Source organism: Pseudoalteromonas shioyasakiensis, assembly GCF_022398475.1.
GTDB lineage: Bacteria > Pseudomonadota > Gammaproteobacteria > Enterobacterales > Alteromonadaceae > Pseudoalteromonas.
In genome coordinates this window covers 1-19,760 of the sequence record NZ_JAKEVM010000087.1, presented here as the reverse complement: position 1 = coordinate 19,760, position 19,760 = coordinate 1, and the positions used below count along the sequence as shown (strand labels likewise).

The window sequence follows — 19,760 nt, the reverse complement described above, 5'->3', positions numbered from 1 at the left end:
TAACTAGACACATACATAGAATTGTATAAAATTCGCGCTCTTTTTAATTCAAAAGGGAAGCAAATTGGAATTTAAGAATCACTATGGCAGTGTCAGTATCATCACTGATGGTCCAATTATTATTGGGCAATTTTCTGGTAATATTAACGCACGTTTGGTCAATGACTTTGCAGTCGATTTAAAAAAGCATATTTCTGCTTTAGCTGGAAAGCCGTGGGCATATATTAGTCATTCTACCCAATTACTTGCTACCACCCCTGATGCTGAACGTGGTTTCACGCATTTATTTCGTGCTCTGCAAGGCACTAACTGTATAGCCACCGCTTATATGTTTAGCTCGTCTATTGTGCTTAATCAGATGAAACGCATCATTGCACAAGCGCAATCACCGATTCAAATAATGGACTGTTTATTTGATGATTTAGACAGCGCTAAGGCTTATGTGCTTAAGCAGCTCGAATTTGCAGAAATGGCTTGTTAAAAACAAGCCATTTTCGTTTCTGGAGCCGTGATTGAGGTTAATCTCGGTAAAACTTAGTTTCTTTAGTTATTGCGATATCAGCATCTTCTAATGCTTGAATGTGAAAACTGATAGGCGTTACTTTTGATTTCAGCTCGTAGCCATCTGCAACCACAGTGACAGGCACACGCTTCATCTGACCTGCCTCAACAGTTATCGTTTCAGGCACTTGTAAGCTTGCTTCTTCAATACCACTGATGCCAATTGAATAGCTCAAGCTATGCTGTGTTTTGTTGATAATTGATAAGGTATATGGGTTTTCTACTAAGCCTTCAAAATTTACACGGTACAGGGCATTACGGTCACGAATGAGAGAAGCCTCAATAGGTGTACGCATTGCCATCCACACAACCATGCCAACGACAAACAGCGCTGTTAAACCACCATAGCCAAGCAGTTTTAACCTAAATGGATTGGTCGTTTTGCCTTCCATTTGTTTTTCAGAGGCGTACCTGATCAGGCCTTTTTGATAGTTGAATTTTTCCATCGTGCTATCGCACGCATCAATACATAAGCCACAGTTTATGCATTCATACTGCAAGCCATTACGAATATCGATACCGGCTGGGCATACTTCAACACATAGGTTACAGTCTACGCAGTCACCTAAGCCTAACTCTTTAGGATCGGCTTTACGCTTACGCGCACCACGAGACTCCCCTCGCGCTTGATCGTAGGTAACAACTAACGTGTCTTTATCAAACATTACTGATTGAAAACGTGAATAAGGGCATGCGACAGTACACATTTTTTCACGTAAGAATCCCGCATTGCCATAGGTACAAAAAGCAAACAGGAATACCCAAAAGCTGACGATCCCAGACATTTCTAAGGTAAATAAGCTCATGTATAGAGACTTAGCAGGGATGAAATAAGCCATAAATGACATAGATGTAAGCAAAGAGATCAACAGCCAAGCTGCATGCTTAGTGATTTTCTTTTGCCATTTACTCACTGACCAATCAGCTTTATCAAGTTTAATACGCTGATTACGGTTACCTTCCACTTTATGTTCGACCCAAGTAAACATCAGCATCCAAATTGTTTGTGGGCAAGTGTAACCACACCAGACACGACCTAACCAGTTAGTGACGAAAAACAAAGCAAACGCCCCTGTCATAAATAACATGGCTAAGATCATAAAATCTTGTGGTAATAGCGTTAAGCCAAATAAAGTAAATTTTTGGCTGGCTACGTCGAGTAAAACAGCTTGACGGCCATCATAGGGGATCCACGGAATGGCGATGAACGTCAGCATTAGCACCCAGCCTAAGTAACGGCGGATACGTTGGAAATACCCCTTTTGCTCACGAATATAAATTGGCCCTTCTTGGTTGTAGGGCTTGATGATTAAGTCTTGCTCTTTAATATCAAATTTCATTTTGCTACTTACTTTTGTGTCGGTAATAACCTGACAGAGCAACAATCAGGCCAACACAAATTAAAAGTAAGTCATTGATATTAAATGGTTAAATTTATATTTGAACATTCAAAAGCACGATATATCGCGAATGCTCGCGGTATATCACGAATCAACGCTTTATCGCTAGCTTTTTCATCTTTGATCTAAGGGTACTTTCTGGCAGGCCCAGCAAGGTTGCAGCACCATTTTCACCTGATATTTGCCCGTTACAGCGTTTTAGCACCTCACAAATATGCTGCTTTTGTACAGCATCAAGAGAAACCACCTGCTCATTTGATTGCTCGTTACTCAAAGGTGCAGACAGCTGTAATACAGCTTGCTTAGACAAAATAGCTTCACGCTCAAGGATATTTTGTAGCTCACGAATATTACCTGGCCAATCATAATTAGCCAATTTAGTGATTGTTGCTTTGCTTAGCCCTTTTAACTGTTTACCTAAGCGCTTGTTTAACTGCGTAATAATATTTGCTGCAAGTAGTGGAATATCTTCCTTGCGTTCACGAAGCGCAGGCACACGAATAGGAAACACATTTAGGCGATAATACAAGTCCATTCGAAAGCTACCCTGCTCAACCATTTGCCACAAGTTACGATTTGTTGCAGCTAACACTCGGATATCGACTTTTAAAGTCTGACTACCACCGACACGCTCAAACTCTTGCTCTTGTAGGACCCGCAGTAATTTACTTTGCGCCTCTAATGGCAGCTCTGCCACTTCATCTAAAAATAAAGTGCCTTTATCAGCCAGTTCAAAACGCCCTTTTCTGCGTTCATTAGCGCCAGTAAACGCCCCTTTCTCATGACCAAATAACTCAGACTCAATTAAGTTGGCGGAAAACGCCGCGCAGTTTACTTTTATGAAAGGTTGCTCAGCACGATTGCTCAAGCGGTGAAGGTTTCGTGCCACCAGCTCTTTACCCGTGCCGTTTTCACCTAAAATCAAAACCGTACTATTGGTTTGGCTTACCAAGGTAATTTGCTCGAGCATACTTTGAAATGAATGACTTTGCCCAACTAAGCCAGAGTCTTGCCAATCTTCATTTAACTCTGAAATCAGGTAAGCATTTTCAGCTTGTAGCTGCTCAGATAAGTGCTGAACTTGTGCTAAGGCATCACGCAACGCCACTTCTGTTTGCTGTTGTTTGGATACATCGCGAAAAATCGCGACTGCCCCAATCAAGGCACCATTTTTATAAACTGGCGTTGAAGTATACTCAACAGCAAAATAGCTTCCATCTTTACGCCAGAATACTTCATCGTTTACATGACGGTGTTTGCCATCGAACATAGTGCAATATATTTGGCATTCATCCGCCGGGTATGGTGAGCCATCTTTACGAGTGTGATGATGATATTGATGTATTTTTTTGCCAAGGAGTTCGTCTGCTTTCCAGCCTGTCATGCGCTCCGCAGCAGGGTTTACAAAAACTGCATTACCCGATAAATCGAAGCCATAAATACCTTCACCTACGGCATTTAGCAGTAATGTGGGGTCGTTTAAAAATTCCTTGATCATAGCTATCACTCAATTCGCGAAATATCACGAGCAATTATGACAAGGTTGAACATGCTTAACAAGCAATTACAAAAAAAGCGGCTAGAAGCCGCTTTAAAATATCAAATAGTTTTACAGTGTGGGCACTAAAATAATTTCACCCTGAGATACTTTCATATCTAATGGTAGTTTGCTCAACAGTGCGACTTTAGGGTCGTTCATATTTAGCTTATAGACAGGGTTAACCGCTAAAAAGCCGTTAATCACTTGCATTGCTTGGTCATCTAATAAGTTTAAGCTGCCCTTAAAACCCGCGGTGTCGATTGTTGTATCAACCAGTTTTACATTACGTAAAAAGACCGCTTTTTTCTCGCTGTCATAAAATGGGCTGCCTTCAATTTGTAGTTTTAAGCGTACTGGATACTTAAGCGCAAACGCTTTGATAACAGCACTAGAATCAGCTCCTAAAACCACCACATCACGCTTATCTGGGCCAACATTGACACTCAGGTCGTTTACTGCAAAATCAACAGGTAAGCCCATCAGCTTAATCTGTTCACTTAGTTTTGGTAATTGATTAGCAAGTGCTGCTTCAATTTCAGAATTGGTAAACGAGTAAACAGACATCCCTTGGTCTGTACTTTTACATGCCCCTAAAAATAAACAGGTAAGTAGTAATAAAATTCTCATTGTTTTCCTCAAAAACACACGGAAAAAAACCGCTTTAAAAAGCGGTTTTATTCGTTAAATTGCAAATATTGCTTTAAGCCTTGCTAGTGTGTCAGCTGAAACTGAACCCTCACTGACTGCAAGTAATTGCTTTAAGTAATAATAAACATCTGCTTGCTCACCACGGTGTTTATCATCTAACATCGCAACTTGCTCTGTCATACGTAACTGACTATCGGCCGATTCTACGCCTGCCAGAATTTCGATACGAGTTAACAGCTGCGCAGCGTTTAGCTTAGTTGTTAATGAAGCTTGAAACTGTGAAGGCAGTTCACTGTGGCTCTCAAGAGCAGCAAATAAAGCCGTTAACTTAGACTGCTCTGCTTGCTTGCTGATCTGCGCTGTTTTTGCGCTAATCGCTGCCTCTAACTGAGTCACGCGTGCCGATAATGCTTTTGAGTACTCAAGCTCTGCAAGCTTCACTGTTAAATCTTTAAGCTGTGCAAGGTGCACCACGGTCTCAAGTGCAGACTCAAGCTCACTTAATTGCTCTGCAGCAACTTCGTCATTTTCTTGCTGAACTTGCTTTTGCTGTTCAAACTCGGCACTGCGCTTAGCAAAGGTGTCGTCATTAACTCGTCTGAATTGCTGCCATAAAGTGTTTTCAGCTTTCATTCCAGCAAAGCCAATAGTCTGCCATGTTTGTTGCAGTGCTTTTAGCTCTTGGCACGCAGCAGCTAAATCATCGCTTTGCGATAACTGTGTTGCTTGCTCAACAAGTACAGCTTTTTGCTCAGCATTTGCTTTATGAAATGCAGCAAGTTGACCTTGAACTTGTGATTGCACAGCTTTAAATTGCGCTTGTAGTTCACGATATGTTTTAGGATCGACGTTACCTGCAGAGCGCCACGCTTTAGCGGTACGGTTAAACTTGCTTTCAAACTGCTTCCAATCAAACTCATCAGAAGAGGTATCAAGCTCTGTTAACTGCTGCATTTGCGAGATTATTTCAACGCGCTGTGCTTTAGCTTGCTCACGTTGTTGCTCTTGCTCTGCGAAATACTCACGACACGGCGCAAACAGTAATTCAATTTGTTGATCGAATAACTCACCTTGTTGCTTTTCTGCATCAGTATCTAAACGCCCTAACTCATTCCAACGACGACGTAACTGTTTAACTTGCTCTGCGCGTTGTTTAGGGTCAGTGCACTCGGTTGCAACAAGTTCATTTACTTCAACAAGTAATGCCTCACGCTTTGGCGCTGATGCGTATTTTTGCCAATCTTTTGCTTCGGCTAACTGTGTTTCTAAATCAGCTTTCAAGCTATTTAATGGCTGCTTGTAATAGTCTGTAAGTGTTGCGTATAGCTCTTCAAAACCTTTAAACACACCAAAGGCAACATTGAAGCGACCTTGGTCAATTAAGCGTTTTACATCACGAGCTTTACGCTTCGCTGTTTGTTGATTTTTCTCAAACTTATTCGTCAGCGGTGCCATCGCTTGCTGCCAGCTGTTTACTACTTCAGCTAAATTGGCTTTAAAGCGACCCTGTAAACGACTAGGAATACTTGCCAGCTTTTTGCGTGCTAATTTTTGCTGTTGCTCAAACTGCTGTTTTAGCCCGTCAAACTCGCTTTCGTCTTCGGTTGTCGCAACGATATTTAATTGATCAAATGCCTCTTTAAACTCAGCAATAGCACTAACCAGTTGCGGTAACTGTTCGACTTGGTTAAATAAATTTGTTAAGTGCAGTTTTACATCACTAACATGTTTGTTCTCAGATAAGTTCGCCTCTGCTAACGCATCTTTTGCCTCTGCAACTTTTGCCTCGAGCCAATCTTGCTGAATTTGCTCTGGCGTTTCTAAGCCTAATTGCAATGCATTTTCAATTTCTTCGCCAATTGCTTCAAGGCTTGCCAGTGCTAATACCTGACGTTGTTGTTCAGCTAACGCTTGCTGCGCTGCTTCATGCTCTTTACTTAAAACTGCAATATGAGACTCAAGCTTTTGCGTAATCGCTGAATATTTCTTATCTAACGTGCTTACTTGCTCATCGCTCAGCCATTTTAGTTCGATAGCTTGCCACTGCTGTAATAACTCAGCATGTTGCATCGACACTAACTGAAAGTCATTTTTATCACGAAGCGCATTAAGCTTTGCTAATACCACACGTGTATCAGCTTCTACTTTGGCAGGCATTTCTATCGCTAAGCGTTCATTGTCAAGATGAGTCGCCAGTTGTGTGTGTGCCTCACCTTTTGCATGTTTTAATAGTGATTTAGCAAGTTGATGATTAATCACAAGCTCAACAAGTTGCAATTGCAGCTCTTCACGGCCTTCTTTAAAAGCTTTATCAATTAAGCTTGGGTTTGCTAAACGCTTTAATAACTTAACGCGAACTTGAAGTTCTTTTTCTGCAAAGGCGAGTTTCTCAAGAGTTTTGACTGGTGCATAACGCTCAATAAATTCATTTTTGATATTTGCATCTAGCTGGCTATCGGTATTTAAAACCGCTTGGTTAATATGCTGTTCTGCAACGTCTTTAAGTGCTTGGTCTTGCTTGTATGCTTGCCACCATAAAACAATATCGTTCACTTTGTTTAATGCTTTTTTGCGGATCTCAGCTGAGCTGTCTTCAAGGGCAATGCTATTTAAGATGCTAAGGTCACGCTCTGTATCAAGACGTTCTACCGCAGCTAAACGCACTTGGTTTTTAGGATGCTTCCACTTTGGAGTAAACAGGTGTTTAAAGATCATTTTCACTAAACCTAGCTATTTCATTTTCTGATGCGAATTCTTTTTGCAATTGAGCTTTGCTCTTTTGCACCATTTCACCATTTGCGCCAATGGTAAACTGCTCATTGCTTTGCGAAACTTTAGCTTGATAAAGCATCACGAGTTGAACGGTTTGTTGTTTTTGTTCTTCAGACAAAGGAGTGCCGTCAGGCCACTTACCCGTTGAGGCACCATACTGAAGACGTTCAAATACTTCTGGGGTGATATTTTTAACGATGTGATCAATATTCATGTTACTTTTTCTTTTTTAAAACAACTAAATAGATGCGGCTTACAAGATACCACACAAAACCTACTGCCATTGCCGATGTATAGGCATACCACTCAAGAGACTTTGCTTCGGGGTGCATAAAGTAATAACAGAAAAAGCCCCCTAAAAATAAAATCAGTGCGAGGAAAGACTGATTCATAAACTTTTGTTGTCTACGAATGCGCGTTTCTTTTTGCATTTGCTGCAATTGCTCATTGCTTAGATCGGTGACTTGGCATTCACAATGCGGGCATTGCTTATGTTTGTCAGATATTGATTTTGCACACTGCGGGCAACTAATAATCGCCATATCTTTCTCCATACTACGCATAAAAAAGGCGCCTTTAGGCGCCCTTTATTGTACTTGTTTTATGAGTCGATGTCTTATTTGAATTTCATTCATTTGTGAAGATTCGAAAACCTGCACAACTAAATTCACTACAAAAACTCAAAAACCTGATTTATTGTTTCTGTTTCGCCTTTTCAGCTAGACGCTTTTCCCAGAAAGTCGCATTTTTAATGCCTAATTTAACTGGATCAAAAGTGATTTCGCCACCGGCTTTCTTTTGATCTTCGTAATCACGTAAGCAGTTAAGGGCAGGTTTTGCGACAAAGAAAATAGCCAAAATACCGACAATGTTGATCCAGGCCATTAAGCCTACGCCAATATCACCAATATTCCAGATATAACCAGAGCTGTTTACCATGCCGTAAGCAACCATAAACATGATGACTAGCTTAACAATAACCAGTGGAATATTGCCTTTGAAATAACGGTTTAAGTAAGCAACGTTCGTTTCAGCAATATAGTAATAAGCAAGAATTGTGGTAAATGCGAAGAAGAATAAAGCAATACCAACGAATGCTTCACCAAAGCCACCAAATACGCTAAATAATGCCATTTGTGTGAAAGCAGCAGAGCCTACTTCTGTTGCAGCATCAACGTTTTGCACAATGAATTGACCTGCAGGTAACTCACCCACAATGTTGTATTGTTTAGTGATTAGAATCATTAACGCCGTTGCTGTACAAACAAAAATGGTATCAACATAAACAGAAAATGCTTGCACTAAACCTTGTTGAGCTGGGTGATCAACTTCAGCAGCTGATGCTGCATGTGGACCCGTACCTTGACCTGCTTCGTTTGAGTAAATACCACGTTTAACACCCCAACCAATAGCAGCACCAAAGCCTGCTTGCGCGGTGAATGCATCAGATAAGATCATTGAGAAGATACCTGGCACTTTATCTAGGTTTAAGAACACCACGATTAAAGCTAACACGATGTAACCTAGTGCCATAAATGGCACCACGATTTGTGTGAAGTTTGCGATACGTTTAATGCCACCAAAGATGATAAATGCAAGCACAATTAAGATGATTGCAAGAGCAACAAGCTTAAAGCTACCTACTTCACCAAAGCTGGTGCTAACCAATGTGCCTTCACCAAAAACTTGTGTGAATGCATTACCTACCGCATTCGCTTGAACGCCCGGAAGGAACACACCACAAGCAATAATCGCTGATACTGCAAATAATACGGCTAACCACTTTTGCTGTAAGCAGCGGTCGAAGTAAAATGCTGGACCACCGCGATATTGACCATCTTCTTCTGATTTATAAATCTGACCAAGAGTTGACTCGGCATACGCAGTACTTGCGCCAAGGAACGCAACTATCCACATCCAAAAAATCGCCCCTGGACCACCAAAGCCGATTGCTGCAGCAACCCCGGCAATATTACCGACACCTACACGGCCTGATAACGATACAGCAAGTGCTTGGAACGAAGAAATACCCGTATCTGAATTATTAGAGCTAAGCAATAATTTACACATTTCTTTAAAATGTCTAACTTGTGCGAATCGGGTTAAAACGGAATAAAACAGACCTGCACCTAGACATAAATAAATGAGTGCACTACTCCAAATTATGTCATTAACGGCGCTTACTAAAGCTTCCATGGATATCCTCTATGATTATATTTTTTATTGTTAGTTACGATACTCAGCGTGAGCTTGTGAGAATGCGCGACACGATGACTGTGAGAAATAAAAATGAGATTTTGTTACTTCACAGCTGAACATATTGAATATTAACTTAAACCCACCAAGTTTGTTAACAGTTAATTTTCAATATGCTAAATGTACCTACCTCGTTTACATTTGATGCATCCTGCTCTACACCGTTATTTTTCAGTCAACAGATATAATTACGGGCATCAGTTTTGCTGATGCCCGTAAGGTTCGTTATCTTAATTTATCAACCACGTTAACAATAGCCGCTAACGTATCTTGACCAAATTGATACGAGCGACGATCTGACCAGCCGTAATCTGGATCTGGTAAATCATCGTTATCTTTAAATGGCATCTCTACCGTGTAAGCTAATGCATTAAATTCATGCGCGACAGCAGAAGAACCGACAGTTAGGTTAGCCTGGCCCGGCTCATCTTTTGGATAACCATGTTCGTCTTGGAACTCAGGCGTCACAGTTAAAAGCGCAGCTTTAAAGCTATCTTCTAACTCTTTTAAGCGATCATCGTAGCCTGGGATACCTTCACTACCCGCAACAAAGTTAAAAGGAATTGCTTCGTCACCATGAATATCTAAGTGCATATCAAGGCCCGTTTCACGCATTTTGTTAAGCACTAAGAAAACTTCAGGGCTATTTTCCATGCTCGGTGTTTGCCATTCACGGTTCAAGTTAACGCCTTTAGCGTTAGTACGTAGGTGACCACGCACACTGCCATCTGGGTTCATATTTGGCACGATGTAGAATACCGCTTTTGATAATAGTGCCGCTGCATGTGGGTCTTCATCATCAAGTAATTTATGAAGTAAACCTTCAACGTACCACTCAGCCATAGTTTCGCCTGGGTGCTGGCGCGCCGTGATCCAGATTTTTTTCTTCTCACTGCTAGGAATACCCACTCGTAAAACACTCATGTCACGGCCATCAAGGGTTTCGCCTAATGTTTCTAATTCACAAGCATGCTGGCTTTGTGCCCATGCAAGTAAATCTAAGTGGCGGTCATAGCTGTATGGCGCAAAGTAAGCAAAGTACATGCTGCTACACTCAGGCTCTACTTCAAATGATAGTGTGCCGTTTGCGTACTCTGATGGTACACGGAACCAAGTTTGACGGTCGTATGATGCAACCGCATGATAACCTTCCCAGCCATCAGGGTATGCTGAGTTCTCTAGGTTATTAATGTGTAATTTATGGTTTTGAAACGCAGTTGTTTCAAGACGAAAGTGAAACCACTGGAAAAAATCAGACTGATTGTCTTTATTGATTTCTAATTGAATATTCAGTGGATCAACGGCTTCAATAACCTTGATGTTACCACTGTCAAAATTGCTGGTGATTTTCATTCTATAAACCTATTGGTTAAAAATAATTCTTAGCTATTCGCTTGTTAGTTAAGAATTAAGTCAACGCTCTGTAGTTAGAACGTTTTGTTAGTAATATGGTGTAGACCCTTAACAGCCTATCACATGCTGAAAATTTGCAAAAACTTTCACGACTAAAAAAGCCAGCATAATGCTGGCTTCTAGATTCTTTATAACTTAGGTATTAGCGAGGTAAGCTTGGGAAAGTTACTTCAGCCATATCACGCATACAGCGTACTACCTGACAGCTATAACCGAACTCATTATCGTACCAAACGTAAAGTACAACGCGGTTGTCATCTACGATTGTCGCTTGTGAATCAACAACACCTGCGTAACGGCTACCTACTAAGTCAGTCGATACGATTTCAGTAGACGCTGTGTAATCGATTTGATCACGAAGGTCTGAATGAAGTGCTGTTTCACGTAAGAACGCATTTAGTTCTTCAACAGTTGTACCTTTTTCAAGATTTAAGTTCAAGATAGCCATTGATACGTTTGGCGTAGGAACACGGATAGCGTTACCAGTTAGTTTACCTTCAAGCTCAGGTAAAGCTTTAGAAACCGCTTTTGCAGCACCTGTTGAAGTGATAACCATGTTAAGTGCAGCAGCACGGCCACGACGCTCAGCTTTGTGGTAGTTATCAATTAAGTTTTGGTCATTTGTGTAAGAGTGAACTGTTTCAACGTGACCGTTTTTGATACCAAACTTATCGTTAAGTGCTTTTAACGTAGGGGTAATAGCATTGGTTGTACAGCTTGCTGCACAGACAATCTTATCTTCAGATTTGATATCTTGGTTGTTTACACCGTATACGATGTTTTTGATGTTACCTTTAGCTGGTGCAGTTAATAATACTTTTGCTGCGCCTTTTGCTTCTAAGTGCTGGCCAAGGCCTGCTTCGTCTTTCCAGATACCTGTGTTATCAACAACAAGTGCGTTCTCGATGCCGTAAGCTGTGTAATCAACTTCGCTAGGAGAATTAGCATAGATAACTTGAATGTAGCTACCGTTAGCTTTAATTGCATTGCGCTCTTTATCAATTGTGATTGAGCCATTGAATGGACCGTGGATAGAGTCACGGCGAAGTAAGCTTGCACGCTTTTCTAAGTCGCCGTCTTTACCGCCTCGTACAACGATTGCACGTAAACGTAGGTCTGCATAAGGACCTGACTTTTCGATTAATAGACGAGCTAATAAACGACCGATACGACCGAAACCGTATAACACAACATCACGTGGCTCTTTGCGCTCTGAGTTTGCGATTTCTGCTAGTTCGTCAGTTAAGTATTCTTCAACTGAGCGACCTTTCGCAGCATCGTTAAACAAATAACCATACGCTAGTTTACCAATATCGATACGTGCTGAGTTTAAGTCCATTTTGCTAATTGCTTCTAAGAAAGGGAAGCTTTCACGTAAACGTAGTTTTGTACCTTCAAACTGAGCAACTGTTTTGTGTGCTTTGATGATATCGATTGTACTGGCATTAACGAGAGGACGGCCATATACAGCGATTTCGATACCACGATTACGGTAAAGTCTACCAATGATAGGTTGCATACTTTCTGCGTAATCTTGACGTTCTTGCCAGCTGCTTGTGTATTCTAACTCGTGAGATGAGGTCATTTTTTTTACCTAATTAAACAATTTTGAACGGATAGCCTTAAAAAATGTGTTGTGATTTGAGAGCAACACATCTCAGGCAGGGGTATTCTAATTTAAACTCGAACGATTCTCCACTGTTACAGAACAAATCATTGCGCTAGAATAAAGTAGTACAAATTAAGTAGAGGTTAAGGAATGTTATTAAGAGCAAGCGTGTTGCTTGGTTTATTGGCATTAGCAGGCTGTGAAGATCCGCTTACACTAGCGAAAGTGTGCGACGAAACACCTGGCTTCTGCAGTGATTTAAATAAAGACAGTCACTGTAAAGAGCAACGTGCCGAGGTCATCATTCAACGTTATGTTGAATATAAGTCACCAACAGACGAAAACAAATACCAGTTATTAAAAGACTTTGAGAAATACGATCAATGTGTATCGCTTGCCGCCAAGATTGAGCACATAAAACTAAAAGAAAAAACCACGTCTCGTGTTGAAGGTCATTTAACAAGCATCAAAGAAATGACTCGAATTTTTCAAGATACCAAAAATACTGACCACCCAGGTTTATTGTATTACCATTGGTCGCGTAATAACGACCAATCTGCGTTAACTAAATTGCTCGCCCTGGAAGAAAAGCAAGATAAACGGGTGACTGAAGATGCCGAAATGCAGTTTTTCTTGGCAAGCTACTACGTGAAGTTTGATGATGAAAAAACCATTGATTTGCTCTACAAAACGCTAGAGTTAAATAAAGCAGGTGAAGCACCCAATCCTGAGATCTACCCTACTCTTGTGAGCTTATTCTACAAACACGAAAAGTATAAACATGCCTACACCTTTGCACGTGTAGCACAATTATCAGGGTATGAAGATGTCGATATTTTACCTATTGAGCATCAACTCGCTGCCGCAGGAAAAAGCCTAGACAGCTTAGATGATTTAGCACAAAAAACCTACGACAGTATCCAAGAAGGAAGCTTCGTATCACCACGCGGGTTTTGATAATTCCAACTCGCTAATGTGCAGTGCTCAGACAAATAAAAAAGGCAGCTAACGCTGCCTTTTCTTATTTTGCTTTGCTTGTGCCAACTTCTACACGAGTTTTTAGCTTTTGACCTGGTCTAAAAGTCACAACTCTGCGCGCCGAAATAGGAATATCTTCACCTGTTTTCGGATTGCGGCCTGGACGTTCTTTCTTGTCTCGAAGATCAAAGTTACCAAATCCAGAGAGCTTAACCTGCTCGCCTTTTTCTAGCGCTGAGCGGATTTCTTCAAAAAACGCTTCAACTAAATCTTTGGCATCTTTTTTATTGATCCCGAGTTTTTCAAATAGGTGTTCAGCTATGTCGGCTTTAGTAAGCGCCATATCTAGTCCCTCAACGATGCGTTAAATTGTTCGGCCAGTGCGGCCACCACATTATCAACTACTTGATTGATATCTTTCTCTTCGAGCGTTCTATCAACCGCTTGCAGTGTTAGAGCAATCGCCAAACTCTTATAATTTGGCTCAATACCTTTGCCCTTATACACATCGAATAAGTTTAGGTCAACCAATTGATTTCCGCCAACTTTTTCTATGACATTTAAAATATCGCCAGATTTTACGTGATCTTCCACTAAAATCGCGATATCACGGCGGTTTGACGGGAATTTCGACACTGCCACTGCTTCTGGTAATTTTCTTTTTTCTAGTGCAGACATTTCGATTTCAAACACAAATGTTGTGTTGTTGATATCTAGTGACTTTTGCACCTGTGGGTGCACTGCACCAAAGAAACCTACTTTTTTACCATCAACATAAATAACGGCTGATTGGCCTGGGTGTAAGCCATCAGACTGCTCTGCTTTTATCTCAAAACGTGATGAATCATTGCTAATCGTTAAAAGTGCTTCAACATCACCTTTTAAATCATAGAAATCAACGCTACGCTTCTCTTGAACCCAATGTTCACCGTGTGCAAGACCTGAGATTACACCACCAATGACAGCAACTTGGTTTACACCGTTTTCAGCATTTTCGTCACGTAAGAATTTTAAGCCGTGCTCAAATAAGCGTACACGTGGTTGCTGACGGTTTTGATTATAAACTAGAGACGCTAATAGACCCGGCATCAAGCTCACGCGCATTGCCGACATTTCAACCGAAATTGGGTGTGGCAATACAAGCGCATCACTTTGCGGGTGTAAAATTGCTTGTGCTTTTGGATCAACGAAGCTGTAAGTAATTGCTTCTTGGTAACCACGAGTAACAAGCGTATTGCGGAATTTAGTAACCGCAACATGTGACTCGTCATGGTTAGTCATTTTTAATTTAGCAGTTGGTGCAACGTTAGGAATACTGTTATAGCCGTAAACACGCGCAACTTCTTCAATTAAATCTTCTTCGATACGAATATCAAAGCGATAGCTAGGTACGTCAGCACTCCATACACCATCAACAATTTTCACGTCTAAACCTAAACGCGTTAGGATGTCAGTTACTTTTGCATCATCAATGTGGTGGCCAATAACACGGTCTAAACGCTCTCGACGTAAACGTACTTCTGTTACTTTTGGTAATTTGTCAGTTGCGACTGCTTCAACAACTGGGCCTGCTTCACCGCCAACAATCTCAAGAAGTAATGCTGTCGCACGTTCCATTGCATCTTTTTGCAGTGCAAAATCGACACCACGCTCGTAACGGTGTGACGCATCAGTGTGTAAACCGTAGCTACGTGCTTGACCAGCAATAGCGACAGGGTTAAAGAACGCACTTTCTAATAAAATATCTGATGTTGCTTCAGTTACACCTGATTTTTCACCACCAAAAATACCTGCAATAGCAAGCGCTTTGTTGTGATCAGCAATAACAAGCGTAGACTCGTTTAGTTTAGCTGTGTTGCCATCTAACAGAACTAACTCTTCACCCGCGTTTGCGCTACGTACTTTAATACCACCTTCAATCGCATTTAAATCAAATGCGTGCATTGGGTGACCTAGCTCTAATAACACGTAGTTTGTTACATCAACAACAGGGTCGATTGAGCGAATACCACTGCGACGAAGCTTCTCTACCATCCAAAGTGGTGTTTCTGCATCAAGGTTAATACCTTTAATTACACGGCCTAAATAACGAGGACACGCTTCATCATTCACAAGCTCAATCGATACTTTGTCATCAATCGTTGCAGCAACTGGTGCGATTTCAAGTGTGTTTACATCAACACTGTTAAGTACGCCTACTTCACGCGCTAGGCCTTTAATACCTAGGCAATCACCACGGTTAGGTGTTAAGTCAACATCAATAATGTTGTCGTCTAGGCTTAAGTACTCACGTAAATCTGTACCGATTGGTGCATCACTTGGTAATTCCATGATGCCATCACCTTCTTCGCTGATACCTAACTCAACGAATGCGCACAGCATACCGTGTGAAGGTTGACCACGAAGTTTGGCTTTTTTAATTTTGAAGTCGCCAGGTAATACAGCGCCAACTGTCGCAACAGCTACTTTTAAGCCTTGACGACAGTTAGGTGCACCACACACGATATCAAGTAGCTCATCACCACCTACGTTTACTTTAGTTACACGTAATTTATCAGCATCTGGGTGTTGACCACACTCAACAACTTCACCAACAACAACGCCAGTGAACTCTGCTGCTGCAGGCTCAACACCGTCAACTTCAAGACCAGCCATTGATAACTGTTCCGAAAGAGCCTGTGTGTCGATTGCTGGGTTAACCCACTCTCTTAACCACTTTTCACTAAATTTCATTTTATATCTTCACTCTTAACGGAACTGGTTTAGGAATTTTAAATCGTTTTCGAAAAATGCACGTAAGTCGTTTACGCCGTAACGCAACATAGTCAAGCGCTCTACACCCATACCGAATGCGAAGCCTGTGTATTTTTCTGGATCAATACCCACTGATTTAAGAACGTTAGGGTGAACCATGCCACAGCCTAATACCTCTAACCACTTGCCGTTTTTACCCATAACATCAACCTCAGCTGATGGTTCAGTAAATGGGAAGTAAGAAGGACGGAAACGAATTTCCATATCTTCTTCAAAGAAGTTACGTAAGAAGTCGTGCAGAATACCTTTTAACTCAGTGAAGCTTACATCTGTATCAACCATTAAGCCTTCCACTTGGTGGAACATTGGCGTGTGTGTTTGGTCATAATCGTTACGATAAACACGACCTGGTGAAATGATACGTAGTGGTGGCTGCTCAGTTTCCATAGTACGGATTTGTACGCCACTAGTTTGTGTACGTAACACAAGCTTAGGGTTGAAATAGAAAGTATCGTGATCAGCTCGCGCTGGGTGGTGCTCAGGAATATTTAGCGCATCGAAGTTATGAAAATCATCTTCAACTTCAGGACCTGATTTAACCGCAAAACCTAACTCACCAAAAAAGCTTTCAATACGTTCAATAGTACGAGTTACTGGGTGTAAGCCACCTGTTGGCATAACACGACCCGGTAAAGTTACGTCGATCGTTTCTGCAGCTAGTTTCTCTTCAAGAGCCTTACTTGCTAGTAACTCACGCTTTTCGTTAATGGCTGTTTGTACTTCTTGTTTTGCTTGGTTAATCACTTGACCCGCTTCTTTACGCTCTTCAGGGGCAATTTTGCCTAGCGTTTTAAGTAAGCTGGTGATTTCACCTTTTTTACCAAGGTAATTAACCCTGATATCTTCTAGTTGCGCGATTTCATTCGCACTGGCAACTGCCTCAAGTGCTTGCGCTAAAATATTTTCTAAGTTCATTGAGTACCTGGTCTTTCACAGAAGGATTTTTGTAATAGCTAATGATAACTGAAAGCAAGGACTAGATTCTAGCCCTACTAAAGCTTTAACGTTGATTTTATAAAAGGAATTGTTAATTTTCTTTGTGCAGCCATTGAGGCATGGTCAAGTTTGTCTAAAACGTCTAATAATGCACGCATATCGCGGCTTAATCGCGTTAATAAAAAGCGCGCACATTCATCAGTTAGTTCAAGGCCGCGCATATGAGCACGGCGTACGAGGGCTTCCGCTTTATCATCATCGCTCATTGAGCGAATTTGTAATGTTGTGCCCCACTTCAAACGCGATACTAAATCAGGAAGATTGATATGCAGCATGTCAGGTAATAAATCAGCTGTGACCACAAGGTATTTACCCGGCTCATTAAAGCGATTAAAAAAGTTAAATAATCCTTTCTCCCATGCATCGTTGCCTGCCACTAAGTGCACGTCATCGATACATAACACATCAAGATTTTCCAGACCTTCAAGCACAACAGGACCATAATCAATCACTTCACGCATTGAAAGTAACATGGTTGATAAACCACGCTCTTGGGCATGAATACAGGTCGCGTACAATAGGTGGGATTTACCAGAATCACCTAAACCGCATAAGTAGGTATATTGAAATTTATTACTGAGCTTTGTGAACGCATCTTTAAGATGACTCACTTCAAGAGAGTTTTCGCCACCAAAATAAGAAGTAAATGTTTCATCATCAGGCAAAGTAACTGGCAATGCCATTTGCATTGGTTCTTGCACTGCGATTAAAGCCCCTGCCACTGATATTCAAGTTCGTCGCTATTCACCACTTGATAAAAATCTCTCGGGTCTTGATAGGCTTTAAAGGCACTATCAAGTTCTAACGCTTTTCTAAAGTCGTTCATGCTGCCAGTATGATTAACTATAAATTGTACGGTATCAGGCGTACGTACAGATATCACAGCGCGAGTAACAACACTTAAGCTCTCTAAACGGCGTTTAGCAAATTCAATATCAACAAAGTTATTAATACCTTTAAGATAGAAAGTTGCTGTTGCAAGTTGGCCAATCATTGTTGGATCAATGGCATATTCTGCTGCTAAACCACCCGCCAAACTGTCAATCATATCTGCAACAATTTGCTGCTTATCACCCATCAAGCGATTAGTATCGAATAATTCTGCATTAGTGAAACGCCAATCTAGGATCCAGGTTTCTGAATCAGCTTGTTGATACATTCTTGCAGTAATACTGCGCTCTGCACTATAACGACTCGATGCCCGCTCTACGGGTTCAGAGAAATTACCCCATACTTCTGGTATGCCAACAATAGCGCGGTCTTGTAAATCAAGTAATGGCACAACCACAGGTAAACCACGACGACCTGCTTTGTCGTATATAAGCTGTTCAAGCTGCGGATAAGACTCTTGAGTCACCAGTTCACGGCGCCAGTTATCTTCAATGCCTAACCAGATAGCCACTAAAGGACGACGTGTCCCCCACAATGGCAAGCCAAGATCTTTGATTAATGCATTAATCTTATTGGCTTCAAACTTAACAACCAGATTTAAACTGCCATCAGCTTTTTCGTCATATTCGAATTTGAGCATGTAATCTGAAATGTCACGCGTGCGCTGTTTAGCAACAGGGTTTTGATCTGCGCTTGTATCACCACTCACTTTCACCAGCACATTTAGCAGTGCTTCACGGCTTGCTGCCAAACGAGCATCACGTGATTTGTCTGCAACTTTAAGAGTATCTTGATATAAATTAGTCACCTCAACAGCGAAAGTTGAAGCACTCGAAAATAATAATAATAAACAAATAAGTAATCTAGACACAGGCCATTAGTTCTTGCTTTTAAACTGATTTGATCCTAAATCAAAGCCATAAACAAAGCAAAGTTAATTTAATGAACAGTAGCTGAGCAAGTTCGTGAGTTACAAGTTGGGAGTTAGCGAGGGGAAAGTTAGCGAGGGGAAAGTTTTAAGGTCTGGCGTAGTTGGGTATAGCGGAGCGAAAACAAAAACATCACAGAGCTATCAGCTTTCAGCCGTCAGCGATCAGCCGCGAGGTGGAGGTGTTTGGTGCTGCGTCTCCCTCTGACGGAGGCTCTAGGCTCTAGGCTCTAGGCTCTAGGCTCTAGGCTCTAGGCTCTAGGCTCTAGGCTCTAGGCTCTAGGCTCTAGGCAAAGTGTACTCGTAGGAATGGCTTTGCCATGAATGTGTTTTTATGGTCTGAATTCGGCACTGAAGTGCCTCCTACGGGGTTTGTTGCTGAGGGTGACTCTGCACTAAACAACCCCACATTTCAACTGACGGCTGACAGCTGATAGCTGAAAGCTCCATACGCAAAAAAGCCCGACTCTTTCGAATCGGGCTTTCTCTTATTTGGAGCCTGGCGATGACCTACTTTCACATAGCAGCTGCTACACTATCATCGGCGCTGTTTCGTTTCACTACTGAGTTCGGCATGGGGTCAGGTGGGTCCAAAACGCTATTGTCACCAAGCAAATTTGGTTTAATTCGCTCWTYTGAGCAAATTAATAAATCTGGAATTCTGATATYAAGTAAATGTCTACTTTAGTRWCTTAACTTCTGTCTGTTACGCTGTCATAAAACGCGTTTGGCGTTGTATGGTTAAGCCTCACGGGTAATTAGTACAGGTTAGCTTAATGGCTCRCACCACTTCCACATCCTGCCTATCAACGTTGTAGTCTTCAACGGCCCTTCAGAGACTTTAAAAGTCTAGTGAGAACTCATCTCGAGGCCTGCTTCGCGCTTAGATGCTTTCAGCGCTTATCAGTTCCGAACGTAGCTACCGGGCAGTGCCATTGGCATGACAACCCGAAC

General features: G+C 41.6%; 16 protein-coding genes and 2 rRNA genes. 2 read left to right on the top strand and 16 right to left on the bottom strand.

All coding sequences use genetic code 11. The features are described from left to right. The first annotated feature begins 64 nt into the window (after positions 1 to 64). Positions 65 to 481: a hypothetical protein gene (locus L1D51_RS14435; RefSeq protein WP_054561218.1), complete on the top strand. Its 417-nt coding sequence runs from the start codon at positions 65 to 67 to the stop codon at positions 479 to 481. A gap of 37 nt (positions 482 to 518) precedes the next feature. On the opposite strand, the gene ccoG is transcribed toward L1D51_RS14435, so the two are convergent. The 9 genes from ccoG to L1D51_RS14390 all read right to left on the bottom strand — a co-directional run bounded on the left by ccoG (position 519) and on the right by L1D51_RS14390 (position 12,175). Then, positions 519 to 1,901 (bottom strand): cytochrome c oxidase accessory protein CcoG, encoded by a 1,383-nt coding sequence (gene ccoG, locus L1D51_RS14430; RefSeq protein WP_239963974.1) that lies wholly within the window; start codon positions 1,899 to 1,901, stop codon positions 519 to 521. A 151-nt stretch (positions 1,902 to 2,052) separates the two neighbouring features. Further along, on the bottom strand, positions 2,053 to 3,459 hold the full coding sequence (locus L1D51_RS14425) for a sigma-54 interaction domain-containing protein (RefSeq protein ID WP_239963973.1): 1,407 nt from the start codon (positions 3,457 to 3,459) through the stop codon (positions 2,053 to 2,055). A 111-nt stretch (positions 3,460 to 3,570) separates the two neighbouring features. After that, on the bottom strand, positions 3,571 to 4,128 hold the full coding sequence (locus L1D51_RS14420; protein ID WP_054561215.1) for a YceB family lipoprotein: 558 nt from the start codon (positions 4,126 to 4,128) through the stop codon (positions 3,571 to 3,573). Positions 4,129 to 4,182: 54 nt separating this feature from the next. Continuing rightward, on the bottom strand, positions 4,183 to 6,864 hold the full coding sequence (locus tag L1D51_RS14415) for a DUF349 domain-containing protein (RefSeq protein WP_239963972.1): 2,682 nt from the start codon (positions 6,862 to 6,864) through the stop codon (positions 4,183 to 4,185). Beyond that, positions 6,854 to 7,135 (bottom strand): YeaC family protein, encoded by a 282-nt coding sequence (locus tag L1D51_RS14410; RefSeq protein ID WP_054561213.1) that lies wholly within the window; start codon positions 7,133 to 7,135, stop codon positions 6,854 to 6,856. Before L1D51_RS14410 ends, L1D51_RS14415 begins: the two co-directional genes overlap by 11 nt. Position 7,136: 1 nt before the next feature. After that, positions 7,137 to 7,463 (bottom strand): hypothetical protein, encoded by a 327-nt coding sequence (locus L1D51_RS14405; protein ID WP_054553080.1) that lies wholly within the window; start codon positions 7,461 to 7,463, stop codon positions 7,137 to 7,139. Positions 7,464 to 7,614: 151 nt separating this feature from the next. Next, positions 7,615 to 9,117 carry an alanine/glycine:cation symporter family protein gene (locus tag L1D51_RS14400; RefSeq protein ID WP_054561212.1) on the bottom strand — a complete coding sequence of 501 codons (1,503 nt, stop codon included), beginning with the start codon at positions 9,115 to 9,117 and terminating at the stop codon, positions 7,615 to 7,617. Positions 9,118 to 9,402: 285 nt separating this feature from the next. After that, on the bottom strand, positions 9,403 to 10,530 hold the full coding sequence (locus L1D51_RS14395) for a M14 family metallopeptidase (RefSeq protein ID WP_239963971.1): 1,128 nt from the start codon (positions 10,528 to 10,530) through the stop codon (positions 9,403 to 9,405). Positions 10,531 to 10,732: 202 nt separating this feature from the next. Further along, the gene (locus tag L1D51_RS14390; protein ID WP_054561210.1) at positions 10,733 to 12,175 is read right to left on the bottom strand and encodes a glyceraldehyde-3-phosphate dehydrogenase; all 1,443 of its coding nucleotides are present in this window, start codon (positions 12,173 to 12,175) and stop codon (positions 10,733 to 10,735) included. A 174-nt stretch (positions 12,176 to 12,349) separates the two neighbouring features. Here L1D51_RS14390 and L1D51_RS14385 point away from each other — a divergent pair, with 174 nt between their 5' ends. Continuing rightward, positions 12,350 to 13,156 carry a DUF2989 domain-containing protein gene (locus L1D51_RS14385; RefSeq protein ID WP_055021158.1) on the top strand — a complete coding sequence of 269 codons (807 nt, stop codon included), beginning with the start codon at positions 12,350 to 12,352 and terminating at the stop codon, positions 13,154 to 13,156. A 64-nt stretch (positions 13,157 to 13,220) separates the two neighbouring features. Here the strand turns inward: L1D51_RS14385 and ihfA are convergent, their stop codons facing one another. From ihfA to L1D51_RS14350, 7 genes are all read right to left on the bottom strand, one after another. Continuing rightward, positions 13,221 to 13,520: an integration host factor subunit alpha gene (gene ihfA, locus L1D51_RS14380; protein WP_002960690.1), complete on the bottom strand. Its 300-nt coding sequence runs from the start codon at positions 13,518 to 13,520 to the stop codon at positions 13,221 to 13,223. A gap of 2 nt (positions 13,521 to 13,522) precedes the next feature. Further along, complete coding sequence (gene pheT, locus L1D51_RS14375; protein ID WP_239963970.1) at positions 13,523 to 15,910, bottom strand: phenylalanine--tRNA ligase subunit beta; 2,388 nt, start codon at positions 15,908 to 15,910, stop codon at positions 13,523 to 13,525. Between the two features lie 15 nt (positions 15,911 to 15,925). Next, positions 15,926 to 16,906, bottom strand: a complete 981-nt coding sequence (gene pheS / locus L1D51_RS14370; RefSeq protein WP_054552893.1) for a phenylalanine--tRNA ligase subunit alpha — start codon at positions 16,904 to 16,906, stop codon at positions 15,926 to 15,928. A 77-nt stretch (positions 16,907 to 16,983) separates the two neighbouring features. Continuing rightward, a complete protein-coding gene (gene hda, locus L1D51_RS14365) occupies positions 16,984 to 17,694 on the bottom strand; it encodes a DnaA regulatory inactivator Hda (protein ID WP_171038282.1) in 711 nt (236 codons plus the stop codon). Continuing rightward, positions 17,694 to 18,749: a DUF2066 domain-containing protein gene (locus L1D51_RS14360; RefSeq protein WP_054561206.1), complete on the bottom strand. Its 1,056-nt coding sequence runs from the start codon at positions 18,747 to 18,749 to the stop codon at positions 17,694 to 17,696. Before L1D51_RS14360 ends, hda begins: the two co-directional genes overlap by 1 nt. Positions 18,750 to 19,303: 554 nt before the next feature. Beyond that, a 5S ribosomal RNA gene (gene rrf / locus L1D51_RS14355) occupies positions 19,304 to 19,418 on the bottom strand. Positions 19,419 to 19,543: 125 nt separating this feature from the next. Then, a 23S ribosomal RNA gene (locus L1D51_RS14350) occupies positions 19,544 to 19,760 on the bottom strand; the annotation flags it as partial.